At 64.3% G+C, this 25,920-nt stretch carries 27 protein-coding genes and 2 tRNA genes; 13 read left to right on the top strand and 16 right to left on the bottom strand.

Annotation, left to right across the window (positions count from 1 at the left end; genetic code table 11):
* Nucleotides 1–40: 40 nt before the first annotated feature.
* On the top strand, nucleotides 41–205 hold the full coding sequence (locus JVX90_RS18550; protein ID WP_205330127.1) for a hypothetical protein: 165 nt from the start codon (nucleotides 41–43) through the stop codon (nucleotides 203–205).
* Nucleotides 206–214: 9 nt separating this feature from the next.
* A complete protein-coding gene (locus JVX90_RS20635) occupies nucleotides 215–763 on the top strand; it encodes a DUF4190 domain-containing protein (protein WP_240193959.1) in 549 nt (182 codons plus the stop codon).
* Between the two features lie 18 nt (nucleotides 764–781).
* Here JVX90_RS20635 and JVX90_RS18540 read toward each other — a convergent pair whose 3' ends face one another.
* Nucleotides 782–2,032: an FAD-dependent oxidoreductase gene (locus tag JVX90_RS18540; RefSeq protein ID WP_205330126.1), complete on the bottom strand. Its 1,251-nt coding sequence runs from the start codon at nucleotides 2,030–2,032 to the stop codon at nucleotides 782–784.
* A 114-nt stretch (nucleotides 2,033–2,146) separates the two neighbouring features.
* Here JVX90_RS18540 and JVX90_RS18535 point away from each other — a divergent pair, with 114 nt between their 5' ends.
* On the top strand, nucleotides 2,147–3,694 hold the full coding sequence (locus JVX90_RS18535; protein WP_205330125.1) for a PucR family transcriptional regulator: 1,548 nt from the start codon (nucleotides 2,147–2,149) through the stop codon (nucleotides 3,692–3,694).
* 44 nt (nucleotides 3,695–3,738) lie between these two features.
* Entirely contained in the window at nucleotides 3,739–4,443 is a 705-nt protein-coding gene (locus JVX90_RS18530; RefSeq protein ID WP_240193958.1) for a cutinase family protein, read from the top strand.
* Nucleotides 4,444–4,623: 180 nt separating this feature from the next.
* Here JVX90_RS18530 and JVX90_RS18525 read toward each other — a convergent pair whose 3' ends face one another.
* From JVX90_RS18525 to dnaA, 13 genes are all read right to left on the bottom strand, one after another.
* A complete protein-coding gene (locus JVX90_RS18525; RefSeq protein WP_205330123.1) occupies nucleotides 4,624–4,776 on the bottom strand; it encodes a hypothetical protein in 153 nt (50 codons plus the stop codon).
* Between the two features lie 45 nt (nucleotides 4,777–4,821).
* Entirely contained in the window at nucleotides 4,822–5,091 is a 270-nt protein-coding gene (locus JVX90_RS18520) for a phosphotransferase (protein WP_205330122.1), read from the bottom strand.
* Entirely contained in the window at nucleotides 5,046–5,198 is a 153-nt protein-coding gene (locus tag JVX90_RS18515; protein WP_205330121.1) for a hypothetical protein, read from the bottom strand. Before JVX90_RS18515 ends, JVX90_RS18520 begins: the two co-directional genes overlap by 46 nt.
* A 144-nt stretch (nucleotides 5,199–5,342) precedes the next feature.
* Nucleotides 5,343–5,415, bottom strand: a tRNA-Ala gene (locus tag JVX90_RS18510).
* 39 nt (nucleotides 5,416–5,454) lie between these two features.
* Nucleotides 5,455–5,531, bottom strand: a tRNA-Ile gene (locus JVX90_RS18505).
* Nucleotides 5,532–5,607: 76 nt separating this feature from the next.
* Nucleotides 5,608–6,417, bottom strand: coding sequence for a DUF3566 domain-containing protein (locus JVX90_RS18500; RefSeq protein ID WP_205330120.1), 810 nt, complete (start codon nucleotides 6,415–6,417; stop codon nucleotides 5,608–5,610).
* Between the two features lie 52 nt (nucleotides 6,418–6,469).
* A complete protein-coding gene (gene gyrA, locus JVX90_RS18495; RefSeq protein WP_205330119.1) occupies nucleotides 6,470–8,971 on the bottom strand; it encodes a DNA gyrase subunit A in 2,502 nt (833 codons plus the stop codon).
* A gap of 97 nt (nucleotides 8,972–9,068) precedes the next feature.
* Nucleotides 9,069–11,126 (bottom strand): DNA topoisomerase (ATP-hydrolyzing) subunit B, encoded by a 2,058-nt coding sequence (gene gyrB / locus JVX90_RS18490; RefSeq protein ID WP_205330118.1) that lies wholly within the window; start codon nucleotides 11,124–11,126, stop codon nucleotides 9,069–9,071.
* Between the two features lie 176 nt (nucleotides 11,127–11,302).
* Nucleotides 11,303–11,842, bottom strand: a complete 540-nt coding sequence (locus tag JVX90_RS18485) for a DUF721 family protein (RefSeq protein WP_205330117.1) — start codon at nucleotides 11,840–11,842, stop codon at nucleotides 11,303–11,305.
* Nucleotides 11,835–13,061 (bottom strand): DNA replication/repair protein RecF, encoded by a 1,227-nt coding sequence (recF, locus tag JVX90_RS18480; protein ID WP_205330116.1) that lies wholly within the window; start codon nucleotides 13,059–13,061, stop codon nucleotides 11,835–11,837. The genes JVX90_RS18485 and recF overlap by 8 nt, the downstream gene beginning before the upstream one ends.
* 16 nt (nucleotides 13,062–13,077) lie before the next feature.
* Complete coding sequence (gene gnd / locus JVX90_RS18475) at nucleotides 13,078–13,992, bottom strand: phosphogluconate dehydrogenase (NAD(+)-dependent, decarboxylating) (RefSeq protein WP_205330115.1); 915 nt, start codon at nucleotides 13,990–13,992, stop codon at nucleotides 13,078–13,080.
* A gap of 34 nt (nucleotides 13,993–14,026) precedes the next feature.
* Nucleotides 14,027–15,229, bottom strand: a complete 1,203-nt coding sequence (gene dnaN, locus JVX90_RS18470) for a DNA polymerase III subunit beta (protein WP_205330114.1) — start codon at nucleotides 15,227–15,229, stop codon at nucleotides 14,027–14,029.
* Between the two features lie 517 nt (nucleotides 15,230–15,746).
* Complete coding sequence (gene dnaA, locus JVX90_RS18465) at nucleotides 15,747–17,246, bottom strand: chromosomal replication initiator protein DnaA (protein ID WP_205330113.1); 1,500 nt, start codon at nucleotides 17,244–17,246, stop codon at nucleotides 15,747–15,749.
* A gap of 302 nt (nucleotides 17,247–17,548) precedes the next feature.
* Between dnaA and rpmH the strand changes: the two genes are divergently transcribed.
* The 9 genes from rpmH to JVX90_RS18420 all read left to right on the top strand — a co-directional run bounded on the left by rpmH (nucleotide 17,549) and on the right by JVX90_RS18420 (nucleotide 23,883).
* Complete coding sequence (rpmH, locus tag JVX90_RS18460) at nucleotides 17,549–17,692, top strand: 50S ribosomal protein L34 (RefSeq protein ID WP_006337454.1); 144 nt, start codon at nucleotides 17,549–17,551, stop codon at nucleotides 17,690–17,692.
* A 28-nt stretch (nucleotides 17,693–17,720) separates the two neighbouring features.
* On the top strand, nucleotides 17,721–18,134 hold the full coding sequence (gene rnpA / locus JVX90_RS18455) for a ribonuclease P protein component (protein WP_205330112.1): 414 nt from the start codon (nucleotides 17,721–17,723) through the stop codon (nucleotides 18,132–18,134).
* Entirely contained in the window at nucleotides 18,131–18,424 is a 294-nt protein-coding gene (gene yidD / locus JVX90_RS18450) for a membrane protein insertion efficiency factor YidD (protein WP_205330111.1), read from the top strand. Before rnpA ends, yidD begins: the two co-directional genes overlap by 4 nt.
* A gap of 13 nt (nucleotides 18,425–18,437) precedes the next feature.
* On the top strand, nucleotides 18,438–19,568 hold the full coding sequence (gene yidC, locus JVX90_RS18445; RefSeq protein ID WP_205330110.1) for a membrane protein insertase YidC: 1,131 nt from the start codon (nucleotides 18,438–18,440) through the stop codon (nucleotides 19,566–19,568).
* 50 nt (nucleotides 19,569–19,618) lie between these two features.
* Nucleotides 19,619–20,149 (top strand): R3H domain-containing nucleic acid-binding protein, encoded by a 531-nt coding sequence (locus JVX90_RS18440; RefSeq protein WP_205330109.1) that lies wholly within the window; start codon nucleotides 19,619–19,621, stop codon nucleotides 20,147–20,149.
* 133 nt (nucleotides 20,150–20,282) lie between these two features.
* On the top strand, nucleotides 20,283–20,999 hold the full coding sequence (gene rsmG / locus JVX90_RS18435; RefSeq protein ID WP_205330108.1) for a 16S rRNA (guanine(527)-N(7))-methyltransferase RsmG: 717 nt from the start codon (nucleotides 20,283–20,285) through the stop codon (nucleotides 20,997–20,999).
* 61 nt (nucleotides 21,000–21,060) lie between these two features.
* Entirely contained in the window at nucleotides 21,061–22,005 is a 945-nt protein-coding gene (locus JVX90_RS18430) for a ParA family protein (RefSeq protein ID WP_240193957.1), read from the top strand.
* A complete protein-coding gene (locus JVX90_RS18425; protein WP_205330106.1) occupies nucleotides 22,005–23,066 on the top strand; it encodes a ParB/RepB/Spo0J family partition protein in 1,062 nt (353 codons plus the stop codon). Before JVX90_RS18430 ends, JVX90_RS18425 begins: the two co-directional genes overlap by 1 nt.
* Nucleotides 23,067–23,163: 97 nt before the next feature.
* The gene (locus JVX90_RS18420; RefSeq protein WP_205332493.1) at nucleotides 23,164–23,883 is read left to right on the top strand and encodes a hypothetical protein; all 720 of its coding nucleotides are present in this window, start codon (nucleotides 23,164–23,166) and stop codon (nucleotides 23,881–23,883) included.
* 422 nt (nucleotides 23,884–24,305) lie between these two features.
* Here JVX90_RS18420 and JVX90_RS18415 read toward each other — a convergent pair whose 3' ends face one another.
* Both JVX90_RS18415 and trxA read right to left on the bottom strand, forming a co-directional pair.
* On the bottom strand, nucleotides 24,306–25,454 hold the full coding sequence (locus tag JVX90_RS18415) for an N-acetylmuramoyl-L-alanine amidase (protein WP_205330105.1): 1,149 nt from the start codon (nucleotides 25,452–25,454) through the stop codon (nucleotides 24,306–24,308).
* Nucleotides 25,455–25,590: 136 nt separating this feature from the next.
* Entirely contained in the window at nucleotides 25,591–25,920 is a 330-nt protein-coding gene (gene trxA, locus JVX90_RS18410) for a thioredoxin (RefSeq protein WP_008381440.1), read from the bottom strand.

Here is a 25,920-nt window from a genome sequence, read left to right as displayed (position 1 = left end):
GCGGTTGGCGTGGACCCGAATCACCTGGCAACCTGGAGTGATGGGCAACAAACTCCTCGTCGTGGTCGGCTCTGCGCTCGTCCTGTTGGTGACAGGCATCGTCGTCGTCGCGCGTCGTTCGCGCACTGAGCATCCGCCGGTGTCGCCGACAGTTCCGCGCATCGAGGATCTGTCCGACGGTCCGTCCGACCTCGGCGGAAGGTAATTTGTACTCGTGACCACCGACGATCCGCGCCGCGGCCCGATGCCTTCGGGCCCGAACCCGCCGCGCCCCGCGCAGCCCGTGCCGCAGCACCAGGCCCAGCCGGGTCGCCCGCCGCAGGGTCCGCCCCCGCAGCCCCGTCCGCCCCACGGCAACCAGCCTCCGCCACGACCGACCCAGCCACCCGTCGACCAGGCGAAGCAAGCGGGTTCGCTCGCCTACTCGGCAGCGCCGGAACCCAAGCGACCCATGTCGCCTGCGGCTCCCGCCTCACCGCCCGCGCCCGCGAAGGAGAGTCCGGTGGCCCCCACCTCGACGTCGTCGACAACCACTTCGTCGGCACAGGCCGACATCAACTACCTGTCGATCGTCGCTCTCGTGCTGTCTGGCCTTGGCATCACGTTCCCGTTCGGTCTGTGGCTGGGATACCGGTCCAGGAACCAGATCGACCGTGACGGCACCATCGGGCGGCACTTCGCCGTCGCTGCGATCATCGTGGGCTACCTGTGGCTGCTCGCCCTGGTACTCGGTGTCATCGCATACCTCTGGATCCTCATCTGACGTCAGCGATGCCCTCCGTCAGCGGAGTGGGTTGAACGGCGCCAGCTCCCGCGGCGTCGTACCGGTGACGATCGACTCCGCGAGGAGACGGCCGGTCGCGGGTCCGAGGGTGATTCCCCACATGCCGTGACCACCCGCGACGTGCACGTTGGAAGCGAAGGTCGAGCCGATCACGGGGAGACCGTCCGGCGTACAGGGCCGCGAACCGACCCACTCGTCCTTGCGGTCGTCGAGGTCGACACCCGTCAACAGCTGACGCGCCGCGTCGACGATGGCCTTGATCCGGCGGCTGTCGAGATCGGCGTCGGGATCACGGAACTCCATCATTCCGGCGACTCGCAAGCGGTCACCGAGCGGTGTGCACGCCACTCGTTGTGCAGGAAAGTAGACCGGACTCGTCGGAACGGTGTCCACCGGGACGCTGAAGCTGTAGCCCCGACCGGCCTGGACCGGCACGCGAACGCCGAAGTCGCGGGCCTGCCGGCTGATCCAGGCGCCCGTCGCCAACACCACGTCGTCGTATCGCTCGACGCCCTCGGAGGTGGTCAGCACAACGCCTGTCGCGGCCGCGTCGACGTCGTCGACACGAACACCTTCACGGATCACGCCACCGCGACCGCGGAACGACGCCGCGAGCGAGTCGACGAACGCGCCGGGATCGATGAACCGCTGTCCCTCGAGTCGGATCGCGTAGTTCACCTCCTCCGACAGCGCCGGGGTGATCTCTCGCGCCCGCGCGCCGCTGATCAGCTCGAATCCGATGTCCTGGCCGGCGGCCTTGATGTGTTCGAGCTCGTCGAGGAGCACTTCGCGGTCCGATTCGGTGCGATACGCGGCGATGAAGTCATCCGCGGCACGCGTACCGACTTCCACTCCTCCGTCGGCCAGGGCGTCGAACGCCGGGAGCGCGGTTCGGTTGATCGGGACGAGTGAGTCCATCGCGGTCTTCCAACGCGCTGCGGTGCTGTGCCGCGCGAATGAGGTGAGGAACCGAATGAGACGCGGGTTGGCAGTGGGCGGCACGTAAACGGGCGACGACGGACTCAGCACCGCACGGATCCCGTACTTGAGCACTGCAGGTTCGGGAAGCGGAGTGCTGATTCCCGGAGTGAGCCATCCGGCGTTGCCCCAGGACGATCCGGCGGCGACGTCTTTGCGCTCGAGGACGGTCACCTCGACACCGCGTTCCTGGAGGAACCACGCGGTGGACAGTCCGACCATGCCCGCTCCGACGACGGCGATCCGCCGCTGGTGACCTGTGTTGCTCATTGTGTCCTGCCCTTCGTCGCCTGATGCCTGTCACCTCAGTGTCGGACCTCAAGTGATGGAAGTCACTGTTCGTTAGCCACAGTTGAGTACAGTCTCAACTGTGGTGAGGGCACTGTGATCGACGTCGACACGTTGGCGGAGTCGCTCGGCGAGGGAATCGTCCGGCGGACAGGAAACGGTGTCCGACGGACGGTGACCGACGTGCTGCTCGCCGACGGGGACCTGCCGTCTCACGACGCGGGAACTCTGCTGCTCGGCAACGGCGCACACGACGCCGACTCCGCGCTGGACGTTCTGCGGGCGGCAGAGGCCGTACAGGCCGCGGCAGTGGTGCTTCGGGCGCCATACGCCGAACTTCCCGAGGTGGCCGCCGTCGCGGCAGATCTCGGGCTTCCCGTGCTCGAGTTGCGGCCGATCGTGTCGTGGACCCATTTCGCGTGGCTGGTGCGCAGTGTGCTCGACCAGTCGACGAGCTCGGCGGGAGCGCTCGTTGCGCACCCGGTGGATTACAGCGAGCTCTTCGAGTTCGCCGATGCCGCTGCGGCGATCGTGTCGGCGCCGGTGACCATCGAGGACGCCTTCTCTCGGGTGCTGGCGTACTCGGCTCTGCAGGACACCGCCGACCCGGTCCGGATCTCGACGATCGTCGGACGACGAGTGCCCGAACACGTGGTCAAGCATTTCCGTTCACGCGGAGTGTTCCGGACCCTGCACGCCGCGACTGAGCCTTTCCGAGTCGCCGCGGGCTCGGACGGCGTGCTTGAACGTCTCGTCGTCCCGGTGCGAGCGGGTCGAGAACTGCTCGGATCGATCTGGGTCGTGGACCCGGGCCCGCTGTCCGACGAACAGCTCGCGGAGCTCGTCCGCACCACGTCAGTGGTCGCACTGCATCTCCTCCGACTGCGCGCCGTCTTCGGTGCCGCGCGGCGGGTCACCATAGAGCGCTTGCGATCGGTCCTGATCACCGGAGACGAAGCGTCGGACCGACTCCCGGACGGGCCGTGGCGCGTCGTCGCGCTTGGGAGCGCTTCGGCGGACGAGGGATTCGGCCTCGAACTCTGGGAGATCGCACTGCGGCGAGCCGGATGGTCCCAGCCCTTGTTGACCGAGGTGGACGGGATTCCGATGGCTCTGGTCACGGCGGCCGGTCGTCGCCCGGGGAGTTGGGCGTGGCTGAGCGCGACGACCCACTCCCTCTCCAAGGCCGACACGCATCTCGCCGCAGGGCGGGTGGCCGTCGCCGCCGCAGACCTCCCCCGTTCTCGCGCCGATGCGATCGACGTACTCGTGCTGCAACGTGCAGGGGCGGTTCCCACTCCGTCCACATCCGACGACGTGTGGCACGAGGTTGTCATCGCTCGCGCTGTCGCCTCGCTCGCCGGGACTGCACCGAGCCCGGTCGACGTGTTGGCGCGTCATGACGCCGACCATTCGAGCGCCTATGTGCAGACCCTTCGCGAAATCCTCGCATCTCCGGCAGAGCCGACCCGCGCGGCAGCGAAGCTCGGCATTCACCCGAATACCCTGCGGAATCGTCGGAATTCGATCGCCGACCTGATCGGCGTCGACCTCGACGATCCACGCATTCGGATTGCGTTGAGTTTGCTGATCGAGCGCTGGTCTGCTGTTTCCGTTCGACTCGACGGATCAAACGCCGACTGATGGATGGCGGGCATTTGTCGGCAGGACGCTCTACTATGCAGAGCATGACAAAGCGCCTGCTCATCGTCTTGGTCGGACTGTTGTCGATTGTAGGAGTCACGGTCCCGTCCGGAACCGGAACCGCCTCGGCGGCCGACTGCGCCGATATTCACCTGGTGTTCGCCCGTGGAACACAGGAATCCGGCGCACCGGTGGGAACCACCGGTCAGGCGATGTACCGGTCGCTTCAGAACCGCTTCCCCGGCAAGTCGGTCCGCGTCTCCCCGGTCCGCTACCAGGCGAGCGACGCGTTCACCGAGGGCATCGATTTCCTGAAGACCGTCGCCGTCGGCGTCCGTGACACCCAGGGCCAGATGCGCGCGATCGCATCGCGCTGCCCCTCCACTCGCATCGTCGTCGGCGGCTATTCGCAGGGGGCGGCCGTCGTCACGTACGCCGTCAGCGATCAGCTGAACGCCGTCGCTCCGATCCTCACTGAAGTGCCCTCGCCGCTGGCGGGATCTGTCGCGCGCCATGTCGCAGGGGTGCTGATCTTCGGCGGTCCCGCAGATCGCTGGTTCCGTGACGCCCGCGTGCCTCCGATGCGCGTTGGTGCGCGCTACCGCGCGATGACTCGCGAGTACTGCATTCCCGGCGACAACATCTGCGACGGCGGACCCATCAGCCGACCGAACACTGTGCACGGCGAATACGCCGTCAACGGGATGACCGACAACGCCGCGAACTTCGTCGCTCGTCGGGTGCACTGACTCTCGCCTGTACCGCCGGTCGGTGCTTCAGGCGATTGGAGACCCGCTCCTTCAGTGAGTCTCGAACGTCTCATCCATCTGAGAGGCAAGCTGGCCTGCTGTGCGGCCTTCTGCCCGACTCGACCCGAATCAAACGTCTCGAGTGATTGACTCCACCGGAGAATCGGACGCAGGGTTCATTCAGGCGTTCGGCGGGAGTAGCTGCTCGAGGCGGTGCATGCAGAAGCCATTGATGTCCACGTCAGCTCCCAACCGCAGATGGGTGGTCAGGCGCACAAGCGGAACCGCGAGCAGGACCGCGGCCAGAACCTCGTTGAAGCGGAGGTTCCGCACCTTCCACCCTGTCAACTCTTCGTAGCGCGCGATCGTCTCATCTCGTTACGGAGTTCCCGGAAGCGACGCATGCCCTTCGAAGTCACTGCAGGCCCAGTCCAGGAAGAGCAACCAGGCCAAGTCGGCCTCGTGGTGGCCCAGATACGCCATCTCCCAGTCCAGAACGCCCGCCACCGACAGCTGGGGCGTGTACAGGATGTTCGGCATGCGAGCCTCACCCCAGACCAATGTCGGATGCTCCGGCTCGTAGAGGTTTCCCTTGAGCCACTTCAGTGCCCCCGCTCCATCACCGGAGGCAGCTCCGGTGCCGCCCACCGCACAGCCCGATCAAGATGATTCACGATCTGCTCGACCGGCCTATCCCCGAACGTCGGCAACGACAGGAAGCCGAGCCTGAACTCCTCGAGAACCGTCGCAGCCACGGCGCAGATCCTCACCGCTGACCGCGTGCACCCACCGGGCCACGCGCGTCGCCGCCTAGGAGATGCGGCAGAACGTGCACACAACGAGTCAGGCGCGATACCGATTCTCTCGGTACCGCGCCTGACCGTGTGTCTACTTACTTGTGGAGCCTAGGAGATTCGAACTCCTGACATCCGCCTTGCAAAGGCGGCGCTCTACCAACTGAGCTAAGGCCCCGGGTGGCTTCGACCATGATAGTCGATCGCCGGGTGGTCGTGGTGGGCCTAGGAGGACTTGAACCTCCGACCTCTTCGTTATCAGCGAAGCGCTCTAACCGCCTGAGCTATAGGCCCTTGAACCGAGATGGAACGTTACCCGACGATTCCGGAAGTACCAAAACGGCAGGTCACAGACCTAGTGACGACTACTTCAGTCGAGGTCGGCCAGCGTCACTTCGACGCCGCCGACCATGTCGGCACACACGTTGTAGATGTACGCCGAGATCGTCGCGATACCTGTGACGAGAATCGCAGCGACCACACCGAAGCCCGCCGAGAACCCGAACACCATGCCTGTGCCGATGATGTCGGAGCCGCTGCTGGTGCCGTCAGACGCGATGATGTCGCCGAACGAGCCGTTGATCTGGTCCCACACGCCCATGCCCGCCAGGACGCCGTACAGGACGGCGACAGCGATCATCCAGATGAAGAAGCCGGCGATCGACAGCACGCCGGTCACCTTGAACACCGACCACGGGTCGACGCGCCGGATCTGGACCGCTGCACGCAGCGGAACTCCGATGGCGCGCGACGGGATGGTCTGCGACTGTGCGCGCGCAGCGGCGGCCTTCGCGTCCTTCGACGCCTCCACCTGGTGAATCGCGTCGAGGTCGGGCAGCTGGTCCTTCTTCGCCAGATCGTCGCGCGGGATGTTCCGCGTGTCCGATTCCACAAACGCTGGCTTGGGGGCCGAAGGTGCGGCCTGCTGCGGCCCCGTCGGCGCCTTAGGAGGCGTCGCAGCAGGCGGACCGACGGTCGGGATCGGGCCCGATGACGGCGTCGACGGACGCTGTCCCGACACGACTCCACGAGGAGCCGGGCCGGCGGGGCGAGCGTCGTCGGACGAGACGGCCTTGGCCATCTCACCGGCAGTCAGACCGGTCGACGCGGACTTCTCCCCCCGCTTCCACGGGGGAACGACCTGGCCGCGGTCGGCGTTCTGGTCGTCAGGTGTGCTCACAAGCAATTCCTCACTGGACGGGTGACACCACCCACCCTAAACGCAACAGGCGTCATTCCTGCTCTGCCGCGCCCTCTTCCGGCTCGTCGGCGTTGCGGGCGATGGCCAACAGGTTGTCGCCGTCCGACAGGTTCATCAGGCGAACGCCCTTTGTCTGACGTCCAGCCTTTCGGACCTGCTTCGCAAGAGTCCGGATCACACCGCCGCCGGATGTAATCGCGTACACCTCGCTGTCGAGATCGACGATGATCGCGCCGACCAGTTCGCCGCGCTTGGGGTCGTACTGGATGGTCAGCACACCCTTGCCGCCTCGACCCTGCGGCGTGTACTCGCTGATCTCGGTGCGCTTCGCGTAACCGCCCGACGTCGCGACCAGCAGGTAGGTGTCGTCCTGGACCACGTTGAGCGACAGCAACTCGTCGTCGTCGTTGAATCGCATGCCCTGCACACCGGACGTCTGACGGCCCATCGGGCGCAGCGCCTCGTCGCCCGCGGTGAAGCGGATCGACTGGCCCTTCTTCGACACGAGCAGCAGATCGTCGTCGCCGCTGCACAGCTGTGCGCCGACGAGCTCGTCGTCACCACGGAGGTTGATCGCGGCCAGGCCGCCGGAGCGGTTCGAGTCGAACGCGTCCAGACGCGACTTCTTGACCAGGCCGTTGCGGGTGGCGAGCACCAGGTACGGGGCGTGGTCGTAGCCGGAGATCCGGATGACCTGAGCGATCCGCTCCTCCGGCTGGAACGCCAAGAGGTTGGCGACGTGCTGACCGCGAGCGGTCCGGTTCGCTTCGGGCAGCTCATACGCCTTCGCTCGGTAGACGCGACCCTTCGTGGTGAAGAACAGCAGCCAGTCGTGGGTGCTCGACACGAAGAAGTGAGCGACGATGTCGTCCTGCTTCAGGCCTGCGCCCTGCACGCCCTTGCCGCCGCGCTTCTGGCTGCGGTACAGGTCAGTCTTGGTGCGCTTGGCGTACCCGGTCTCGGTGATCGTGACGACAACGTCCTCACGAGCGATCAGGTCCTCGTCGGTCACATCGCCTTCGGCGGCGATGATCTTGGTGCGACGGTCGTCGCCGTACTTGTCGACGACCTCCTTCAGCTCGTCGCGCACGATCGCACGCTGACGCTCGGGACGCTCCAGAATGTCCTTCAGGTCGGCGATCTCGCGCTCGATCTCGGCCAACTCGTCGACGATCTTCTGACGCTCGAGAGCAGACAGACGACGCAGCTGCATCGCCAGAATCGCGTCGGCCTGGATCTCGTCGATGTCGAGGAGATCCATCAACCCGCTGCGAGCGGCATCGGTGTTGGCCGACGCGCGGATCAGCGCGATCACCTCGTCCAGGGCGTCGAGGGCCTTCACGAGACCACGCAGGATGTGCGCGCGTTCCTCGGCCTTGCGCAGACGGTAACGAGTCCGTCGGACGATCACTTCGATCTGATGAGCCACGTAGTAGCGGATCATCTGATCCAGACGCAGAGTGCGCGGCACACCGTCGACGATCGACAGCATGTTGGCGCCGAAGTTGGTCTGCAATTGGCTGTGCTTGTAGAGGTTGTTCAGCACGACCTTCGCGACAGCGTCACGACGCAACGTGATCACGATGCGCATGCCGGCGCGGTCGGACGACTCGTCGTCGATCTTGCTGATGCCCTTGAGCTTGCCGTCGTTCACCTGCTCGGCGATCGAGCCGATCAGGTTGTCGGGGTTCACCTGGAACGGGAGCTCGGTGATCACCAGTTGGGTGGCGCCCTTGTTCTCCTCGATGTCCACCACGCTGCGCATGCGGATGCTGCCGCGCCCGGTCATGTAGGCATCCTTGATGCCCTGGCTTCCGACGATCAGTGCAGCCGTCGGGAAGTCCGGGCCCTTCACGGCTTCCATGCACGCTTCGAGGGTGCTCTCCTCGTCCGCCTCCGGGTTCTCCAGAGCCCAGAACACCGCGTCGGAGACCTCGCGCAGATTGTGCGGCGGGATGTTGGTCGCCATGCCGACCGCGATGCCGCCGGAACCGTTGATCAGCAGGTTCGGGACACGCGACGGCAGCACCGTCGGCTCCTCGGTCTTACCGTCGTAGTTCGGGACGAAGTCGACCGTCTCCTCGGTGATGTCGCGGAGCATCTCCATCGCCAGAGGAGTGAGACGAGCCTCCGTGTATCGCATGGCGGCCGCGCCGTCGTTGCCGCGGGAACCGAAGTTGCCCTGGCCGTCGATCAGCGGGTAGCGCATCGACCACGGCTGCGCGAGACGGACCAGCGCGTCGTAGATCGAGCTGTCGCCGTGCGGGTGGTAGTTACCCATCGTCTCCGAGACGGGACGCGCCGACTTCACGTAGCCGCGCTCCGGGCGGAAGCCTGCGTCGAACGACGCGTACAGCAGACGACGGTGCACAGGCTTGAGGCCGTCGCGGACCTCAGGCAGTGCGCGGCCGACGATCACGCTCATCGCGTAATCGATGTAGGAGTTCTGCATCTCCTGGCCGAGGTCGACGGGATCGATGCGGTCGCCGGTTCCGTCGCCGTTCAGCGGTGACAGGTCGGTTTCGTCGCTCATGGATTCACTTTCTTAGTTGGCGTCTCGACGGTGTCTCGACTCTGCTCGACGATCAGGAAGGCTCAACAAGCCTTCGTCGTCCTCGAGCCGAGAAGGACTACACGTCGAGGAAGCGGACGTCCTTGGCGTTGCGTGCGATGAAGCTGCGGCGAGCAGCGACGTCTTCGCCCATCAGGATGGAGAACAGTTCGTCGGCGGCGGCGGCGTCGTCGAGGGTGACCTGCTTGAGGACACGGACGTCGGGGTCCATGGTGGTCTCCCACAGCTCGCTGGCGTTCATCTCGCCCAGACCCTTGTAGCGCTGGATGCCGTCGGCCATGTTGATCTTCTTGCCCGAGGCCTTGCCCGCCTCCAGCAGTGCGTCGCGTTCGCGGTCGCTGTACGCGAAGTCCGGTGCGGCGCCCTTCTGCCACTTCAGCTTGTACAGCGGCGGCTGCGCCAAGTAGACGTGGCCCTGCTCGATCAGCGGCCGCATGAAACGGAACAGCAGCGTGAGCAGGAGCGTTGCGATGTGCTGACCGTCGACGTCGGCGTCGGCCATGAGCACGATCTTGTGGTACCTCAGCTTGGCGATGTCGAACTCGTCGTGGATGCCGGTGCCGAACGCGGTGATGATCGACTGGACTTCGGCGTTCTTCAAGACACGGTCGATGCGAGCCTTCTCGACGTTGATGATCTTTCCGCGCAGCGGCAGGATCGCCTGGTACATCGAGTCGCGGCCCGACTTGGCCGAGCCGCCTGCGGAGTCGCCCTCCACGATGTAGACCTCGGACTTCTCCGGATCCTTGCTGCGGCAGTCGGCGAGCTTGCCGGGCAGTCCACCGATGTCGGTCGCGGTCTTGCGGCGCACCATGTCGCGTGCTCGGCGGGCCGCGGCACGAGCCTGGTGGGAGTCGGAGGCCTTGCGGATGATGATCTTCGCCTCGGCCGGGTTCGCCTCGAACCAGTCGGCGAGGTGCTCGTTACACGCCTTCTGCACGAAGCTCTTGACCTCGGTGTTGCCGAGCTTGGTCTTCGTCTGACCTTCGAACTGCGGGTCGCCGACCTTCACCGAGATCACCGCGGCGAGACCTTCACGGATGTCGTCGCCGGAGAGACGCTCTTCCTTCTTGTCCTTGATCAGCTTCTTGTCGAGTGCGTACTTGTTGACAGTGCTGGTCAGCGCCGCGCGGAAGCCTTCTTCGTGCGTTCCGCCCTCGTGGGTGTTGATGGTGTTCGCGAATGTGTGAACACTCTCGGAGTACGAGTCGTTCCACTGCATCGCGATCTCGACCTCGTGGCCGGTCCCCTTGGCTGCGAAGCCGACGACCGACTTGTGCACCGCGTTCTTGGTGCGGTTGAGGTGCTTGATGTAGTCGACCAGACCGTCCGGGTAGTGGTACGTCCGGGTCTTGACCTTGGCGATCTTCTCCGCACGCTCGTCGGCGGTCTTGATCGACTCAGCGCTGTCGTCGCCTTCCACGTCCGGCGCAGCCTCGACGTCCGCCTCGGTGATCCGCTCGTCGGTGAGCGTGATCGTCAAGCCCTTGTTCAGGAACGCCATCTCCTGGAGACGACGAGCGACGGTCTCGGCGTTGAACTTCACCGTCTCGAAGATCTCGGCGTCCGGCCAGAACGACACCGAGGTTCCGGTCTCGCGTGTCGCGGCACCCTCCACCAGAGGACCGGGCTCTGCGTACGTGTAAGTCTGGTTCCAGAACGATCCGTTGTTTCGGATCTCGAGGTCGACGCGTGTGGACAGCGCGTTCACGACCGAGATGCCGACACCGTGCAGACCGCCGGACACCGCGTACGAATCGGAGTCGAACTTTCCGCCCGCGTGCAGCTGCGTCATGATGACCTCAACAGCGGGGACACCAGTGGCGTGCATTCCGACCGGCATGCCTCGACCGTCGTCGACGACGCGGATTCCGCCGTCGGCCAGCAGGGTGACATCGACCCGCGTGGCGTGTCCGGCCATCGCCTCGTCGACAGAGTTGTCGACGACTTCCCAGATCAGGTGGTGCAGACCGCGCTCACCGGTGGAGCCGATGTACATGCCGGGACGTTTGCGGACGGCCTCGAGACCCTCGAGGATGCTGATGGAGTCCGCACCGTACTCGCCGGCCTTGCCTTTGCTGTTCTTCTTCGGCTCGTTGCTACTGGTGTCGGCCACGAAGGGTCCACTCCTGTTCATCTCGCGAGTAAGTCTCTGTCAGTGTACCCGCAGGGCGACTGAGCAGCCGCGCTCAGCAGGGGTGTGGCGAGCCCTGATTTGCTCGTAGCGCGACGATCAGTGGTTGCATCGAGTCCGTTGACGTTCAAAACGGTTCCGGCGCGTTGAATCGGCGATCAGCCGTACGTGTCACGCGGTCCCCGACCGGACACGTGGCGGGGCCCCTTTCGCCACGACGGCGCCTGCGGTCCAACGATTCGGAGGCTCTTGACCACGCCGTGTCCGATCGCGGCGGCGATCTTCGCGATGATCTGCCCCTGCATGTACCGGAGCTGCGTCGCCCATGCGGTCGACTCCGCACGAATGTGCAGCACTCCGTCGGCCATCCGCTCCGGCGTCGCGTGCGACGCGATGTCCTCACCCACGATCGTCGGCCACATGCCGAACACCGTGCCTTCGGCGACCTTCGGTTCCCAGCCTCGCGACTTCGCGATCTTGCCGGTCAGTCTGCCCAACGGTTGCGGATCGCGCGAGTCCGGTCCAGCCCCTGACCAGGAACGGCGTGACCGGTCGCCGGATCGGCGCGGGCGCATCGGCGCGGATCGGCCCATGCCGACCGACTTCCCGGCGGCTTTGGCCTCCGCGCGTGCGTCTTCGAGCGCCTTCCGCGCCATCTCGTACCCGCTGCGCCCGGCGAGCGGATCGTCCTCAGACATCGGAAGGCACCTCCCCGCTCGACTCGTCCACCACTGAATCGTCCCTCATCGAATCGTCCTCGACGACCAATGAGCGCCGCGGTCCGTCGTCGTCGGACACCCCTATCATGACCCGTCGGCCGCCGACCGCCGCCGGGATGTCGTCCGCGACAGCAGCCGTGACCAGCAGTTGTTCGGTGTCCGCGGTGAACTCGGCGAGCTTCTCGCGGCGTCGGACGTCGAGTTCGGCGAAGACGTCGTCGAGCATGATCACCGGATCCACCCCGTCTTCGCGGAGCAGTTCCACACTCGCCAGCCGCAGCGCGAGCGCAAACGACCACGACTCCCCATGGCTGGCGAAGCCCTTCGCCGGTTCGTCGCCGAGGACCAGTTCAACGTCGTCCCGATGCGGTCCCACCAGGCACAAACCGCGGTCGATCTCCTTAGACCGCATCTGCACCAGACGGTCGGCGAGCACCTCGCGGATGTGCGGAATCGACTCGTCACCGCCCTCGGATGCGTCCACTTCAAGGCCGGCAGCTGATCGATACGCGATGGTCGCAGGACGCGAATGAGGTGCGATAGACGCGTATCCCCCGGTCACGTGGGGTGCGATCTGCCGGACCACGGCCAGTCTCGCCGCCGTCACCTGTGCTCCGAGGTCGGCGAGCTGACCGTCCCACACGTCGAGGGTGGTCAACACCGAGTCGGTCTCGCCGCGGCGCATCGCGGCGCCCGCCGTCTTCAGCAGCGCCGATCGCTGACGTAGAACGCGGTCGTAGTCGGCTTTGGCGCCTGCGGCGATCGGCCGGAGTTGAGCGACGAGTTCGTCGACGAACCGACGCCGCTCCCCCGGATCGCCGCGCACCAAGGACAGGTCTTCGGGGGCGAACAACACGGTCCGCAGAATCCCGAGGACTTCCCGCGTACGCCGCACCGGGCGAGTGTTGATCGTCGCCTTGTTCGCGCCGGAGGCCGCGATCGTCAAGTCGACGGTCAGCTCGCGGCCGTCGTTCTCGACGGTCGCCGATACTTTCGCCGCATCACAACCGGACCTGACCAGCGGCGCATCAGCCGACACCCGGTGCGATCGGAGTGTCGAGACATAGAACAGCGACTCGAGCAGATTCGTCTTTCCGAATCCGTTCCGACCGACGAACACCGTCGTCTCCGGAGCGAGAGTGAACTCCGCGGTCGGCCACGACCGGTAGTCGCGCAGACTCAATTCCCGGACGAACACCGGCGATCCAACGCCCTCAGTGCTTGGACGTCTCGCCCACGCTGGCGCCGGAGCCGTCACGCATGGCGTGTCCGCCGAACTGGTTGCGCAGCGCAGACACCGCCTTCAGAGCAGGTGACGTCTCCTGGCGCGACGCGAAGCGTGCGAAGAGTGCGGCGGAGATGACGTTCGCGGGGACCGAATGGCGGATCGCCTCTTCGACAGTCCAGCGGCCTTCACCGGAATCGGTCGTGTAGTCGGAGATCTCGGACAGGCCCGGATCCTCTTCGAGTGCACGAACCAGGAGGTCGAGCAGCCACGAACGGACGACGGTTCCCTGTGTCCAGGCGCGGAGGGTGCCGGTGACGTCTTCGATGAGCGGCTCCGCGTCGAGGAGCTCGTATCCCTCGGCGTAGGCGTGCATCAGGCCGTACTCGATGCCGTTGTGGACCATTTTCGCGTAGTGACCTGCACCGACGGGTCCGACGTGCACAAAGCCGTTCTCACGCGGACCCTCCGGGCGCAGCGCGTCGAAGATCGGCATGACCTTCGCGACGTCGTCCTTGCTGCCGCCGACCATCAGCGCGTACCCGTTGTCACGTCCCCACACACCGCCTGAGACACCGCAGTCGAGGTAACCGATGCCCTTCACCGCGAGGAGGTCGGCGTGCGGCTGATCGTCGGTGAATCGTGAGTTGCCACCGTCGATCACGACGTCGCCCGGCTCCAGGAGGCCGGCGAGCTCGGTGACCGAGTTTCGCGTGACCTCACCGTGCGGAACCATCAACCACACGACGCGAGGCGCCTCGAGAGCCTCGACGAGTCCAGCCAGATCGGCGACGTCGGACACTTCCGGACGTGGGTCGTAGCCGACGACGTCGTGGCCGGCGGCCTTGACGCGGGCCCGCATGTTGTCACCCATTTTGCCGAGGCCGACAAGTCCGAGCTGCATGGTGAGATCCTCTTTCAGGCGTGGTGAGCGCAGGTCAGCCCGGCAGGCGGACCGGCATGAGCAGGTAGCTGAACTCGCTGTCCGGCGCTGCGTACAGACCGGATTCGTCGGCGGAGGGATCGTCGCCCGACGCCGGCCGCAGCACGGCGGGACGCACGGCGGCGCGACGCTGTCCGCTGCCGTCGGGTTCCGGGTTGGTGAATCCGAACTCGACGATCGAGGAGCCGATGGCCGCGAGACCGTCGAGCAGGTAGGTCGGGTTGAACGCGATGATGATCGGCTCGCCGTAGAACGAGACGGGGAGCTCTTCTTCGGCCTTGCCGGCTTCGTCGCCGCCGGCAGTCAACATGACTGCGTCACGGCTGAAGTCCATGCGGACCTGCGCGCCGCGCTCAGCGACCAGCGCCACACGCTTTATGGCCTCGATCAGCGGAGCGCTCTCGACGGTGGCGACCGACGTGTGGCCTGCCGGGAACAGCTGACGGAACTTCGGGAACTCGGCGTCAAGCAGTCGAGTCGTGGTCTTCTTAGCGTTGTTCGTGATGCCGAGGATGCCGTCGGAGCCGATCGCGTGGACCGAGCCGAAGGCGAGTTCCACACTTCCCGTCGCATCCGAGCCCGCCGACTTCGCCGCCTCGGACAACGTCTTCGCCGGAACGAGCGCAGCGCCGGACGCACCGGATTCCGCAGGGGCCCAATGCAGTTCGCGGACCGCGAGGCGGAACCTGTCGGTGGCCGCGAGGACCACCTTGTCGCCCTCGATCTCAACACGAACACCGGTGAGCATCGGCAGGGTGTCGTCACGACCGGCCGCGACGGCGACCTGGGAGACCGCTTCGGCGAACAGCTCCGCGGGGACCGTTCCCGTGGTCTCCGGAACGTCGGGCAGATCCGGGTAGTCCTCGACGGGCATCGTCGGAAGCGAGAACTTGGAGCTGCCGCACGAGATCGCGACACGGCTTCCGTCGATGGTCACATCGACGGGCTTATGCGGGAGTGCCTTCGTGATGTCTGCGAGAAGCCGCCCCGAGACCAGCGACTTTCCCGACTCGGCGACCTCAGCGGAAATCGTCTGCGTTGCCGAGACCTCGTAGTCGAAGCCCGACACACGCAGGCCGTCGTCACCCGCTGTCAGGACCACACAGCCAAGAACTGGCACCGGCGGACGAGACGGCAGGCTCCTGGCGACCCACGCGACGGCGTCGGCGAACTCGTCACGCACGACACGAAACTTCATCAGCGGTGATTGCCCTTCTGCTGGTTCGGCCCTGGAGCACGGTTGTGCGAAGCCTGGCGGCCCATCGAGTGCCGCGATGAATCCCACTTTAGAGCGACCACCGTGGGTGGTCGCAACACCTGTGAGATTTGGTGCACCGCCGGGACGGGGTCCGGAGTGTGTGGAGCTGTGCATCCACACTCCTACTTTTAAAGGAAGATCTCTAGAAAGAAAATATAGGTAGTAGTAGGGCCTGTGAAATCTGTGGACAACGGTCGTAGCCGCAGGTCATGCGGCACTGAGCCGTGTGGAACCTGAATGGACGGCACCTGTGGACAAATCTGTGCCCCTGTGGACGGCGATATTTATCCACAGTGTGCACAACTCCTGTGCACAACTTTCGGGGTAGTCGTCACCAAGTTGTCCACAGGGTGTCGGCGAAGCGCACCTGGGGTTTTGTAGGAGCGACACGCCGGTGGCGACACACGAGGACACGCGCCGGGACGCTTGAAGACAACTCTGGTTGGTCACTTGAGGGTCAACGGTTCGCGCGCTGCTTCACGCGCGCGGTGAGTTCCTGAACGTGGTCGTAGACCTTCGGCCGCTCAGGCATCTCCTTGTTGATCTTCTTGACCGCGTGCATGACTGTCGTGTGGTCGCGGTCGAACGCCTCGCCGATCTTCGGCAGTGACAGATCGGTGAGCTCGCGGCACAAGTACATGGCGATCTGCCTGGCCTGTGTCACGTTGCGGACCTTGCTGGGTCCCCGAAGATCCTCGATCGAGATGTCGAAGTACTCCGCGGAGATCGCCAGAATGCTCGCCGCACTGATCTCGATCGACCCGTCGTCGGGCATGAGCGCCTTCAGGACCACCTCGGCGAGTGAACGGTCGAGCTCGGCGTTCTGCAGCGACGCGAACGCCGTCACCCTGATGAGGGCGCCTTCGAGCTCGCGGATGTTGCGTTCGATCTTCGACGCGATCAGCTCCAGCACGTCGTCGGGCGCCGCGAGTTTGTCCATCTGCGCCTTCTTACGAAGGATGGCGATCCGCGTCTCGAGGTCCGGTGGCTGGACGTCGGTGATCAGGCCCCACTCGAATCGGGTGCGGAGTCGGTCTTCGAGCGTCGCCAACTGCTTCGGCGGACGGTCCGACGACACCACGATCTGCTTGTTCGCATTGTGCAGCGTGTTGAACGTGTGGAAGAACTCCTCCTGGATGCCCTCTCGACCCTCCAGGAACTGGATGTCGTCGATGAGCAGCATGTCGATGTCTCGGTACCGGCGCTTGAACACGGCACGACGGTCATCACGCAGCGAGTTGATGAAGTCGTTCGTGAACTCTTCGGTCGACACGTACTTCACACGCATGCCCGGGTACAGCCGCTGCGCGTAGTGACCTGCCGCGTGCAGCAGGTGAGTCTTGCCCAGGCCGGACTCACCCCAGATGAACAGCGGGTTGTACGCCCGAGCCGGGTTCTCGGCGACGGCGACCGCCGATGCGTGAGCGAAGCGGTTCGACGCGCCGATGACAAACGTGTCGAAGGTGTAGCGAGGATGCAGCGATGTGGTGCTGCTCTCCGCGGGTGTCGCGACATCGCGATCCTGGAAGTAGGTCGTCCACTCGCGCGGACCCGGGTGGGGGCCCTGTGTCGGCTGCTCTGAGTAGTTCAAAGCGGCGAACTGATTCGAGGGTGTCGGGTCGGCCGCCGGCGGCGGTGTCCCCACGCTCTCCACAGGTGCGGGTGTCACCTCCTGTGGTTCGGCGACGCGCACGGCGATGTCCACAGACTGATCGAGGTGGCGGTTCAGCGTCGTCCGGATCAAGTCGCGGAGATCGCGTTCGATCTGTTCTTGCACAAGTGGTGTCGGGACGGCCAGGAGAGCGAAGCCCTCGGTCATCGTCAGCGGCTGAACCAGCGACAACCAGGCTTTTTGCATCCGCGAAAGCGGTTGCGCCCCTTGCAGACCGGACTCGTCGGTCAGTTCAGCGACGACCTTGTTCCACACATCGTTGAACGATTCCCGATCGCTCGGCATCTCGCGTCCCCTCATCCCGCATCAGTCACTCTCAGGCGTAAAGCGTGCCACGAACGACGCCGCAGACGCTAACTTCTCCACACAGTTATCCACATCTGTGGACAAAGCTGTGAACAAATTCCACCCTTGTAATTCTCCTGGGACAGATCGAGCCTGGTGGGGAGCGGTTTGATTCGTGAGGCGGCACTGAGTAGTCTCGAAAGGTCGCCCAAGCACGCTTGCTGGTCATTCCTTGTGGGATGAGACCGCGCAGGTGAGCATGGGCCGAGGACCACCTGCAGTTTCGACCCTAGGAGTACCCAGTGGCTAAGGGGAAGCGTACTTTCCAGCCCAACAACCGTCGTCGCGCTCGTGTGCACGGTTTCCGTCTGCGCATGCGTACCCGCGCCGGCCGCGCCATCGTGAACGGCCGCCGCTCCAAGGGCCGCGCCAAGCTGACCGCCTGATTCGGCGCGCCTCCGATCGCGCTGATCGGTGACTGCCGACTCCAGGCGGATCTCCACGAGATCCGACTTCACCCGCACACTGGGTTCCGGTGTGCGGGTTTCGGCGCGTGATCTGGTGATTCACCTTGCACCAGTCGGTGTGGAGTGGCCGGACACCAGCGCTCTGCGTGCCGACGTCGCCCTCCGCGGCGGACCGTGGCTCGGCCTGATCGTCTCGAAGAAGGTCGGCAACGCCGTCGTCCGTCATCGAGTCGCTCGGCGTCTTCGTCACGCTTTCGCACAGATCCGCCCGGAGCTTGAGAACCCGGAGACCTTTGTTGTTCTCCGTGCGTTCCCGTCGATCGCAACCCGGTCGACGGATGAACTCGCCGCCCAACTCCGGGCCGGATTCGCTCACCCGAAGGCGCAGAAGGCGTTCGCGCGGGCAGGTTCTTCCTCATGACGTTCTTTCGCAGTCTGTACTCGCTCCCTCGTCGATCGTTGATCTTTGTGGTCGAGCTGTACCGGACCTGGATCTCTCCCACTCGCATGCCTACGTGTCGGTTCGAGCCGACGTGCAGCGGCTATGCGGTCGAAGCGCTGACCAAGCACGGATTCCTCTGGGGTTCGGTGCTGTCGGTCTGGCGACTGCTCAAATGCGGACCATGGCACAAGCCCGGTTACGACCCGGTGCCGGAGAACGGTCCCCTCCACGCTTTCCACCAGCGACGCCGCGGCGTCGTCATCAGATAGGGGTCACTGAGCCGTGCTCAACTTCATCTACTACCCGGTGTCCTGGATCATGTGGGTCTGGCACTGGCTGTTCGACCACCTGACGCCGAACACTCCCGGCGGCGACGGCGTCGCATGGGCGCTGTCGGTGGTCTTCCTGGTCTTCACGCTTCGCGCAATCCTGTACAAGCCGTTCGTCAAGCAGATCCGCACGACGAAGCAGATGCAGGAAATCAACCCGCAGATGCAGGCGATCCGCAAGAAGTATGCCAACGACCGGGTCAAGATGACCGAGGAGATGCAGAAGCTCCAGAAGGAGCACGGCTTCAACCCTCTTCTCGGCTGCCTCCCGATGTTCATGCAGATCCCGGTGTTCATCGGTCTGTTCCACGTGCTGCGCTCGTTCAACCGCATGGGTGCCGGAACCGCTATGCCGTTCGGTGCGCCGAGCCACGCGATGACGGCTGCGGAGACGCGCGGAACGGGAAACTACGCGTTCAGTGCGGATCAGGTCGCGAACTTCCTCGATGCTCGCCTTTTCGGTGTTCCGCTGTCGTCGTACATCACCGAGCCTGTTGAGCAGTTCAAAGCCTTCGTCGAACCCGGTGGGACGATTGACTTCACTCGCTGGCAGATCGGTTTTGTGGTCGTTCCGCTGATGATCGTGGCCTCGATCGCGACGCACATGAACTCGCGCGCGTCGGTCGCTCGTCAGACTGCCGAGGCTGCCGACAACCCGCAGACGCGAATCATGAACAAGCTCGCCCTGTACGTCTTCCCGCTGGGCATTCTCGTGACCGGCCCGTTCTTCCCCGTCGCCATCCTCATCTACTGGGTGAGCAACAACCTCTGGACCTACGCCCAGCAGCACATCGTGTTCGGCCGCATGGCGAAGGAAGAGGAAGAGGCCAAGCTCGCCAAGGAAGAGCGGAACAAGGCCAACGCCCCGAAACCCGGTGCCAAGCCGGGTGTCAAGACGAAGCATGTTGTCGACGAGGCCGTCGAAGTCGAGAAGAAGACCGATCTCACGAAGAAGACTGAGACCGCCGTCGACGAGGCGCCGAAGAAGCCTGTCCCCGGGCAGCGCCCCGCGAACAAGCCGGGTGGCGCCAAGCAGTCCGGCAACAAGCGCAACAAGAAGAACAAACAGGGTCGCAAGCGCTGATCCGGTTCTTCCCACCAGAACTTTTTCCGAAGACAGATAGAGGTACAACCATGACCGGAGACGCTGTGCAGGCGCCCGTCGAGCCAGACGTGGACGTCGAAGAGGTCGACGAGGAAGACCGTTTGGTCGAAGAAGGCGAGATCGCGGGCGACTACCTCGAGCAGCTGCTCGACGTGCTCGACTTCGACGGCGACATCGATCTGGACGTTGACGGTGATCGTGCAATCGTCAGCATCGACGGAGGCAAAGATCTGTCGAAGTTGGTCGGTCGCGACGGTGAAGTGTTGGACGCACTTCAGGAGCTGACTCGCCTCGCGGTGCAGCAGGCGACCGGCGATCGTAGCCGTCTGATGCTCGACGTGGGCCGCTGGCGCGCCGATCGTCGGGATCGCCTGGCGCGCCTCGGCACCGAAGTCGCCGAACGAGTGCGTGACGGTGATGCCGGCGATCGAGAGTCGTTGGACCCGATGACACCGTTCGAGCGGAAGATCGTTCACGATGCAGTGGCAGCTGTCGACGGTGTCTACAGTGAGAGCGAAGGGGCGGAGCCGAAGCGACGCGTCGTCGTCATCAAAGAGTGACCACTCCCCTCCCCCATGAGCTTTGAGAAGTCCCGGCCACCCGGCCGGGACTTCTCTCGTTTCACAGGGGAGAATGACATGCATGTGATTCACCGTGTTTCACGTGAAACGCGGAAGTAGCGAACGGGGACAGATGACTGACGAACAAGCCGCGATCGAATGCGAGCCGACACCAGCGAGTGCAGCCGAGGTGTTCGGTGACCGCCTCGAGCTGGCTGAGAGCTACGCGCGGATGCTCACCGACGAAGGGGTCCTCCGCGGACTGATCGGACCGAGCGAGGTATCGCGGTTGTGGACGCGTCACATCCTGAATTGTGGCGTGCTCGGCGAGGTGATCGATGATGGTTCGACGGTGTTCGACATCGGATCCGGCGCGGGATTGCCGGGCATCCCCCTTGCGATCGCAAAACGTCACGTGTCGATTACTCTGATCGAGCCCCTCCTTCGTCGTACGACATTCTTGGACGAAGTGGTGGCGGAACTCGGGCTCGACAACGTCACGGTCATCCGTGGACGTGCCGAGGAGAAGGCGATCGTCGCGACGGTCGGAACTGCAGACATCGTCACTTCGCGCGCCGTCGCTCCCCTGGCTCGTCTTGCCGGTTGGTCGGCGCCGTTGATCAAGGTGGGTGGCCGACTGGTGGCGTTGAAGGGCCGATCGGTCGCCGACGAGATCGAACGCGATCGTGATGCGGTTCGGAAGGCTGGGCTCGCAGATCTGACAGTGTCTCAGTGCGGAGTCGATGTGCTGGACGAACCGACAACTCTTCTCACTGGGACAAGAGTGGAACTCGCGAGTGACGTCGCCGCAGCACGTCGGGCGGCACGTCGCGCCAAGAGGAAGCGATAGAGAATTGGTGTCATTTCGACGCAGGGCGCACAATGGAAGCAACGACAAAAGGAGCTCCGGGGTGCCCCACTACGAACCCTCTGTTTCACGTGAAACGCCGTCCGTTCCCCCGGCCCAGCAGTATGGGGACACTCCAATCGCCGCGGCCGCTGAACGTGCCAGTCAAGTGCTGACACCCGGCGGTACCGGTACCCTCCCCCGCCCCGCACGTCCGCGGATCATGACCGTCGCGAATCAGAAGGGCGGCGTCGGCAAGACGACCTCCGCCGTGAATCTCGCTGCCGGGCTCGCGATTCACGGACTCGGAGTGCTTGTGATCGACCTCGATCCACAGGGCAATGCGAGCACGGCTCTCGGCATCGATCATCGTCAGCCCGGTATCGCGTCGGTGTACGAGATGTTGCTCGACGATGTGCCGTTGCGAGACGCCATCCAACGCTCTCCCGCCAATGAGCGCCTCTACTGCGTGCCGTCGACTTTGGATCTCGCGGGCGCGGAGATTGAGCTGGTGTCGGTTGTCGCTCGTGAGAGCAGGCTCCGCAACGCGTTGGATCACGACGTGCTCGCCGAGCTCGGCATCGACTACGTCTTGATCGACTGCCCGCCATCGCTCGGTCTGCTGACCGTCAACGCAATGGTGGCGGCACGCGAAGTGCTGATTCCGATCCAGTGTGAGTACTACGCACTGGAGGGTGTCGGCCAGCTGCTTCGGAACATCGAGCTTGTCCAGGCGCATCTGAACAAGGAACTGCACGTCTCGACGATTCTCCTCACCATGTACGACGGTCGCACCAAGCTCGCCGATCAGGTGGCTGCCGAGGTCCGTGGCCACTTCGGAGACAAGGTGTTGTCGACGATCATTCCCCGGAGCGTGAAGGTGTCTGAGGCTCCTGGCTTCGGGATGACGATCATTGAGTACGACCCGGGTTCACGTGGATCGATGAGCTATTTGGATGCGTCTCGTGAACTGGCACAGCGTGCAGCGGTTGAAGGAGGTCTGGCGTAATGGCACAGCAGCGTGACGTCCAGCGTCGTGGCGGACTCGGACGTGGTCTGGCCGCGTTGATCCCGACCGGTCCTACCGAAGACGGGCACGGTACGAACACCACCCGAATGGGTGCTGCGGCTGCTGACGTGGTGATCGGCGGCGGGTCCGGAGCAGTTCCGCGCCCAGGTTCTCCGGTCTCGACAGACCCGCTGGCCGACACGACCGTCGCGACATCAGGCTCCGACGATCTGGGCGCGGTTTACCGCGAGATTCCGCCGTCGCAGATACAGCCGAATCCCCATCAGCCGCGAACCGTCTTCGATGAGGAGGCACTCGCGGAGCTTGAGCATTCGATTCGTGAGTTCGGACTGATGCAGCCGATCGTGGTGCGGGAGCTCCCCTCCCCCACTGTTGGAGGCGTGAAGTATCAGCTCATCATGGGTGAGCGTCGATGGCGCGCCGCGACTAGCGTCGGCCTCGAGGCCATTCCAGCGATCGTTCGGCAGACGCCTGACGGCGACATGCTGCGTGATGCACTGCTGGAGAATATTCATCGTGCTCAGTTGAACCCGTTGGAAGAAGCGGCCGCGTATCAGCAGCTACTTGAAGAGTTTGACGTGACACACGAGGAGCTGGCAAACAGGCTGGGTCGATCTCGTCCGGTGATCACCAACATGATCCGTCTGCTGAAACTCCCGATCCCCGTTCAGCGTCGTGTTGCTGCAGGCGTCCTCTCGGCCGGTCACGCGCGGGCGCTTCTCTCCCTGGAGACGGGCGCAGACGCTCAGGAAGCGCTGGCGGCCCGCATCGTCGCTGAGGGACTGTCGGTTCGTGCAACAGAGGAGGCGGTGACACTCGCCAACCACGATGGTGCGGTGCCGACTGCCACGCCGCGCAAGCGTCAGCAGATGCAGATGCCTGGTCTGCAGGACGTTGCGGATCGGTTGTCGGATCGCCTGGACACAAAGGTGACCGTGAGTCTGAGCAAGCGCAAGGGAAAAGTCGTCATCGAGTTCGGTTCTGTCGACGATCTTGAGCGCATTGTCACCGTGATTGCGGAGAACACAGACTCCAAGTAGATGACCGAAATACTCGTTTTGCTTGCAGCGATCCGGGTGCACCAGTCCAAAACGTCACAGTGACAGGACTTCCAGAACACGCCGAAATGGAGCAGCGATGAGTGTGTCAGTGACGCCTCTGGAACTCGAAATGTTCCATTCGTTGCCGGCTCACACCCGCCGCTGCGTGTTCTGGGAGATGGTCCAGGGTGACGGCGATGCGTCGCTTGATCCATCCGCGGGCGTTTCACGTGAAACGCTGGAGAGCGAGTTCGACAAGGAAGCCTGGATCTCGGGACTTCTCCTGGAGTGGGGTACCTGCGGTCAGGTGGCCGTTGAATCGACCACCGAGAACGTCGTCGGCACGGCGCTCTACGCTCCTCCGAATCGTGTTCCAAGGGCTCGACGGTTCCCCACCGGCCCTGTCGGATCCGACGCGGTTCTGTTGACTACTGTGCGTGTTGAACCCGGGTTCGAGGATTCGCTCCACACCCTCGTGGATGCGGTCGTCGGTGATGTCGTCCGACGTGGCGTTCGAGCCATTGAAGCGTTTGGTTTCAGCGGTAGCCGGGAACCGCTGGAACAAGACCTCGTCGGCCTGATGCTCGGTAGCGGCATGGCGTCCGACACCTGCCAAGTTTGTCTCATGCCGACCTCATTCTTGCTTGACGCGGGCTTCGAGATTGTGGCACCCGATCTGTATCTCCCTCGCTTGCGTCTTGAACTCGACGAAGGGCTCGGATGGAAGTCGGCGGTTGAACGAGCTCTCGAGAAGCTTGTTCTTGAAGCCGAACTCGATTTGGCGGCTCCTGCACCCCTCCCCTCCCCCGTCTGCTGATTCGCTAAGCGCCCGCTGGTGGTGGGATGTTTCACGTGAATCAATCGACGCTGTCCGGTCCTTTTCGGCTTCACCCACCGGACGACAGGTCCCAGCGTCGATTGAGTCTGGAGACGTCGCAGCACGGCTGATGCTCTGTAGATTCCCGCGGCGATGAACGGCCGTGATGGATCAAGGTCCGGGTGAACTGGACGCAGAGTTCGCCGAGCTTGCTCGTTGACCGATCCTCTCTCTTGGTCGTTGAGTGCCTTTGTTCTCGTAGGCTCGCCCAAGACCCGCGGAGCGAGTCGAACCGTCGGTACCGTCAACCGATCGCTGTCGGACCCGTCCCGGCGAGATGACAAGCGGTAAGGGAACGGTGCTCAACAGAAACGGCCCGGCTGAGTTCAGCCGGGCCGTTGTTTCACGGGAAACTTGTCGAACTACATCGGTGTGATTCGCTCTGCCTCGAGCAGATCGGCGAAGGTGTACGTACCTGTGGGGCGGTCGTTCTCGCCGAGAAGGTACAGGCGCTTCACTGCGACGAGGATCGCTTCTGCGATGGTGTCGCGGGCGGCGGCGTCAGACAGAATCGCCGCGTCGTGGGGATTGGTGATGTATCCGGCCTCCACGAGAACAACAGGCATGCGAGTGAGTCGGAGGATGCTCCAGGTGCGTTCGTGGGTGCGGCAGTCGAGGAAGTCGGTACGCGCGACGAGTTCGCGCTGTATGTAGCTCGCCAGATTTCGGCCGATGGTGGAGAACGAGCCGTGGGTGTTACCGAAGTAGAACGTCGCGACGCCGTTCGCATGATCGTTGGTGTAATGGCCCGCGCGAAGCGAGATCATCAGGTCGACATCGGCGAGGTTGGCGACACGGGCGCGTTCATCGTCGTCGGGTGAAGATTTGCCGTCGTGCGACAGGAAGGTCTCCATCCCCGCTGCTGACATGCGACCCTCCAAGCGCGAGGCGAGGTCCCACAGGATCGCTGCGTCCGAGTCGTCGGTGGCACCCGGATCGATCAGGATCCGCTTGCCGGTGAGTTGGGGACCGGAGCGTCGGACATGCTCCTCCTCCCGGATGGCGTGCGGGGAGCCGCCGGTGATGCGGGTGCCGAGGCGGTTGAGTGAGCGAAGCGTCTCCGGTCCACATATGCCGTCTGAGGAGAGGCCGTACTCGGTCTGGTACAGCCCAACGGAGTTGTGGGTGACGTCGCCGAAGAGTCCGTCGACAAGTCCGTGGTAGTAGCCGAGGTTCTGTAGACGTGACTGGAGGGTCGCGACGTCGTCCCCCGTCATCGGGGCGGAGAGGCGGTACAGCAGTACTCGGCTGCCGAGCGTGTACGAGGCTTCCCGGAGGGCGTTGTACGTGGCGTGTCCGACGATGCCGTCGACGATGAGTCCGCGCTCCTGCTGGAACGCTCGGACAGCCCGATCACAGGCGGCGTCGAACACTGCTTCTGGCGGAGACCACGGGCTCCGCTCATTGCTCGGCGCTGCTGTCGGGGCGGCGGGGAGCAGTCCCCGTGATGCCAAGATCGCCCTGACTTCGGCTACTGCCGAGCCATGGTCGCCCAGACGCAATACCGGCATGGAGAACCCCACTTCTCTCTCGCAAAAGGGTGACGGCCGCCGATCTTGTGCAGATCGGCGGCCGTCACTGCACCGCTCTATTCTCTCAGGTCTCCGGTGGTGCCGACAAATGAAGTCGGCTATTGAGACCCGATGGTCACTCGAGGACTGGAGCGAGCTCCCGCAGGATCGCAGCCTTCGGCTTGGCGCCCTGAATGGTCTTGGTGGGCTTGCCGTTCTCGAACAGGATCATGGTCGGGATTGACATGATCTGGAAGTCGCGGGCGACTCCCGGGTTGGCATCGATGTCGATCTTGGCGACGGTGATCTTCTCGCCGTTGTCGCGGGCGATCTCGTCGAGGACGGGAGCCACCATCTTGCACGGTCCGCACCAGGTGGCCCAGAAGTCGACCAGGACGGGCTTGTTTGATTCCAGGACGTCGGACGCGAACGTGGCGTCGGTGACGTCAACGGTGTGAACTGCCAT

The sequence above is a fragment of the Gordonia sp. PDNC005 genome (assembly GCF_016919385.1).
Taxonomy (GTDB): domain Bacteria; phylum Actinomycetota; class Actinomycetes; order Mycobacteriales; family Mycobacteriaceae; genus Gordonia.
Note: the sequence above shows the minus strand (reverse complement) of the source record. Positions and strands in the feature narration are given on the sequence as shown.

Coding starts and splice junctions, on each gene's coding strand:
- JVX90_RS18550 (WP_205330127.1), top strand. CDS start 41: ATGGGCAACAAACTCCTCGTCGTGGTCGGCTCTGCGCTCGTCCTGTTG.
- JVX90_RS18540 (WP_205330126.1), bottom strand. CDS start 2,032: ATGAGCAACACAGGTCACCAGCGGCGGATCGCCGTCGTCGGAGCGGGC.
- JVX90_RS18530 (WP_240193958.1), top strand. CDS start 3,739: ATGACAAAGCGCCTGCTCATCGTCTTGGTCGGACTGTTGTCGATTGTA.
- gyrA (WP_205330119.1), bottom strand. CDS start 8,971: ATGAGCGACGAAACCGACCTGTCACCGCTGAACGGCGACGGAACCGGC.
- JVX90_RS18485 (WP_205330117.1), bottom strand. CDS start 11,842: ATGTCTGAGGACGATCCGCTCGCCGGGCGCAGCGGGTACGAGATGGCG.
- gnd (WP_205330115.1), bottom strand. CDS start 13,992: ATGCAGCTCGGACTTGTCGGCCTCGGCAAAATGGGTGACAACATGCGG.
- dnaN (WP_205330114.1), bottom strand. CDS start 15,229: ATGAAGTTTCGTGTCGTGCGTGACGAGTTCGCCGACGCCGTCGCGTGG.
- dnaA (WP_205330113.1), bottom strand. CDS start 17,246: ATGCCGAGCGATCGGGAATCGTTCAACGATGTGTGGAACAAGGTCGTC.
- yidD (WP_205330111.1), top strand. CDS start 18,131: ATGACGTTCTTTCGCAGTCTGTACTCGCTCCCTCGTCGATCGTTGATC.
- JVX90_RS18440 (WP_205330109.1), top strand. CDS start 19,619: ATGACCGGAGACGCTGTGCAGGCGCCCGTCGAGCCAGACGTGGACGTC.
- rsmG (WP_205330108.1), top strand. CDS start 20,283: ATGACTGACGAACAAGCCGCGATCGAATGCGAGCCGACACCAGCGAGT.
- JVX90_RS18425 (WP_205330106.1), top strand. CDS start 22,005: ATGGCACAGCAGCGTGACGTCCAGCGTCGTGGCGGACTCGGACGTGGT.
- JVX90_RS18420 (WP_205332493.1), top strand. CDS start 23,164: ATGAGTGTGTCAGTGACGCCTCTGGAACTCGAAATGTTCCATTCGTTG.
- JVX90_RS18415 (WP_205330105.1), bottom strand. CDS start 25,454: ATGCCGGTATTGCGTCTGGGCGACCATGGCTCGGCAGTAGCCGAAGTC.
- trxA (WP_008381440.1), bottom strand. CDS start 25,920: ATGGCAGTTCACACCGTTGACGTCACCGACGCCACGTTCGCGTCCGAC.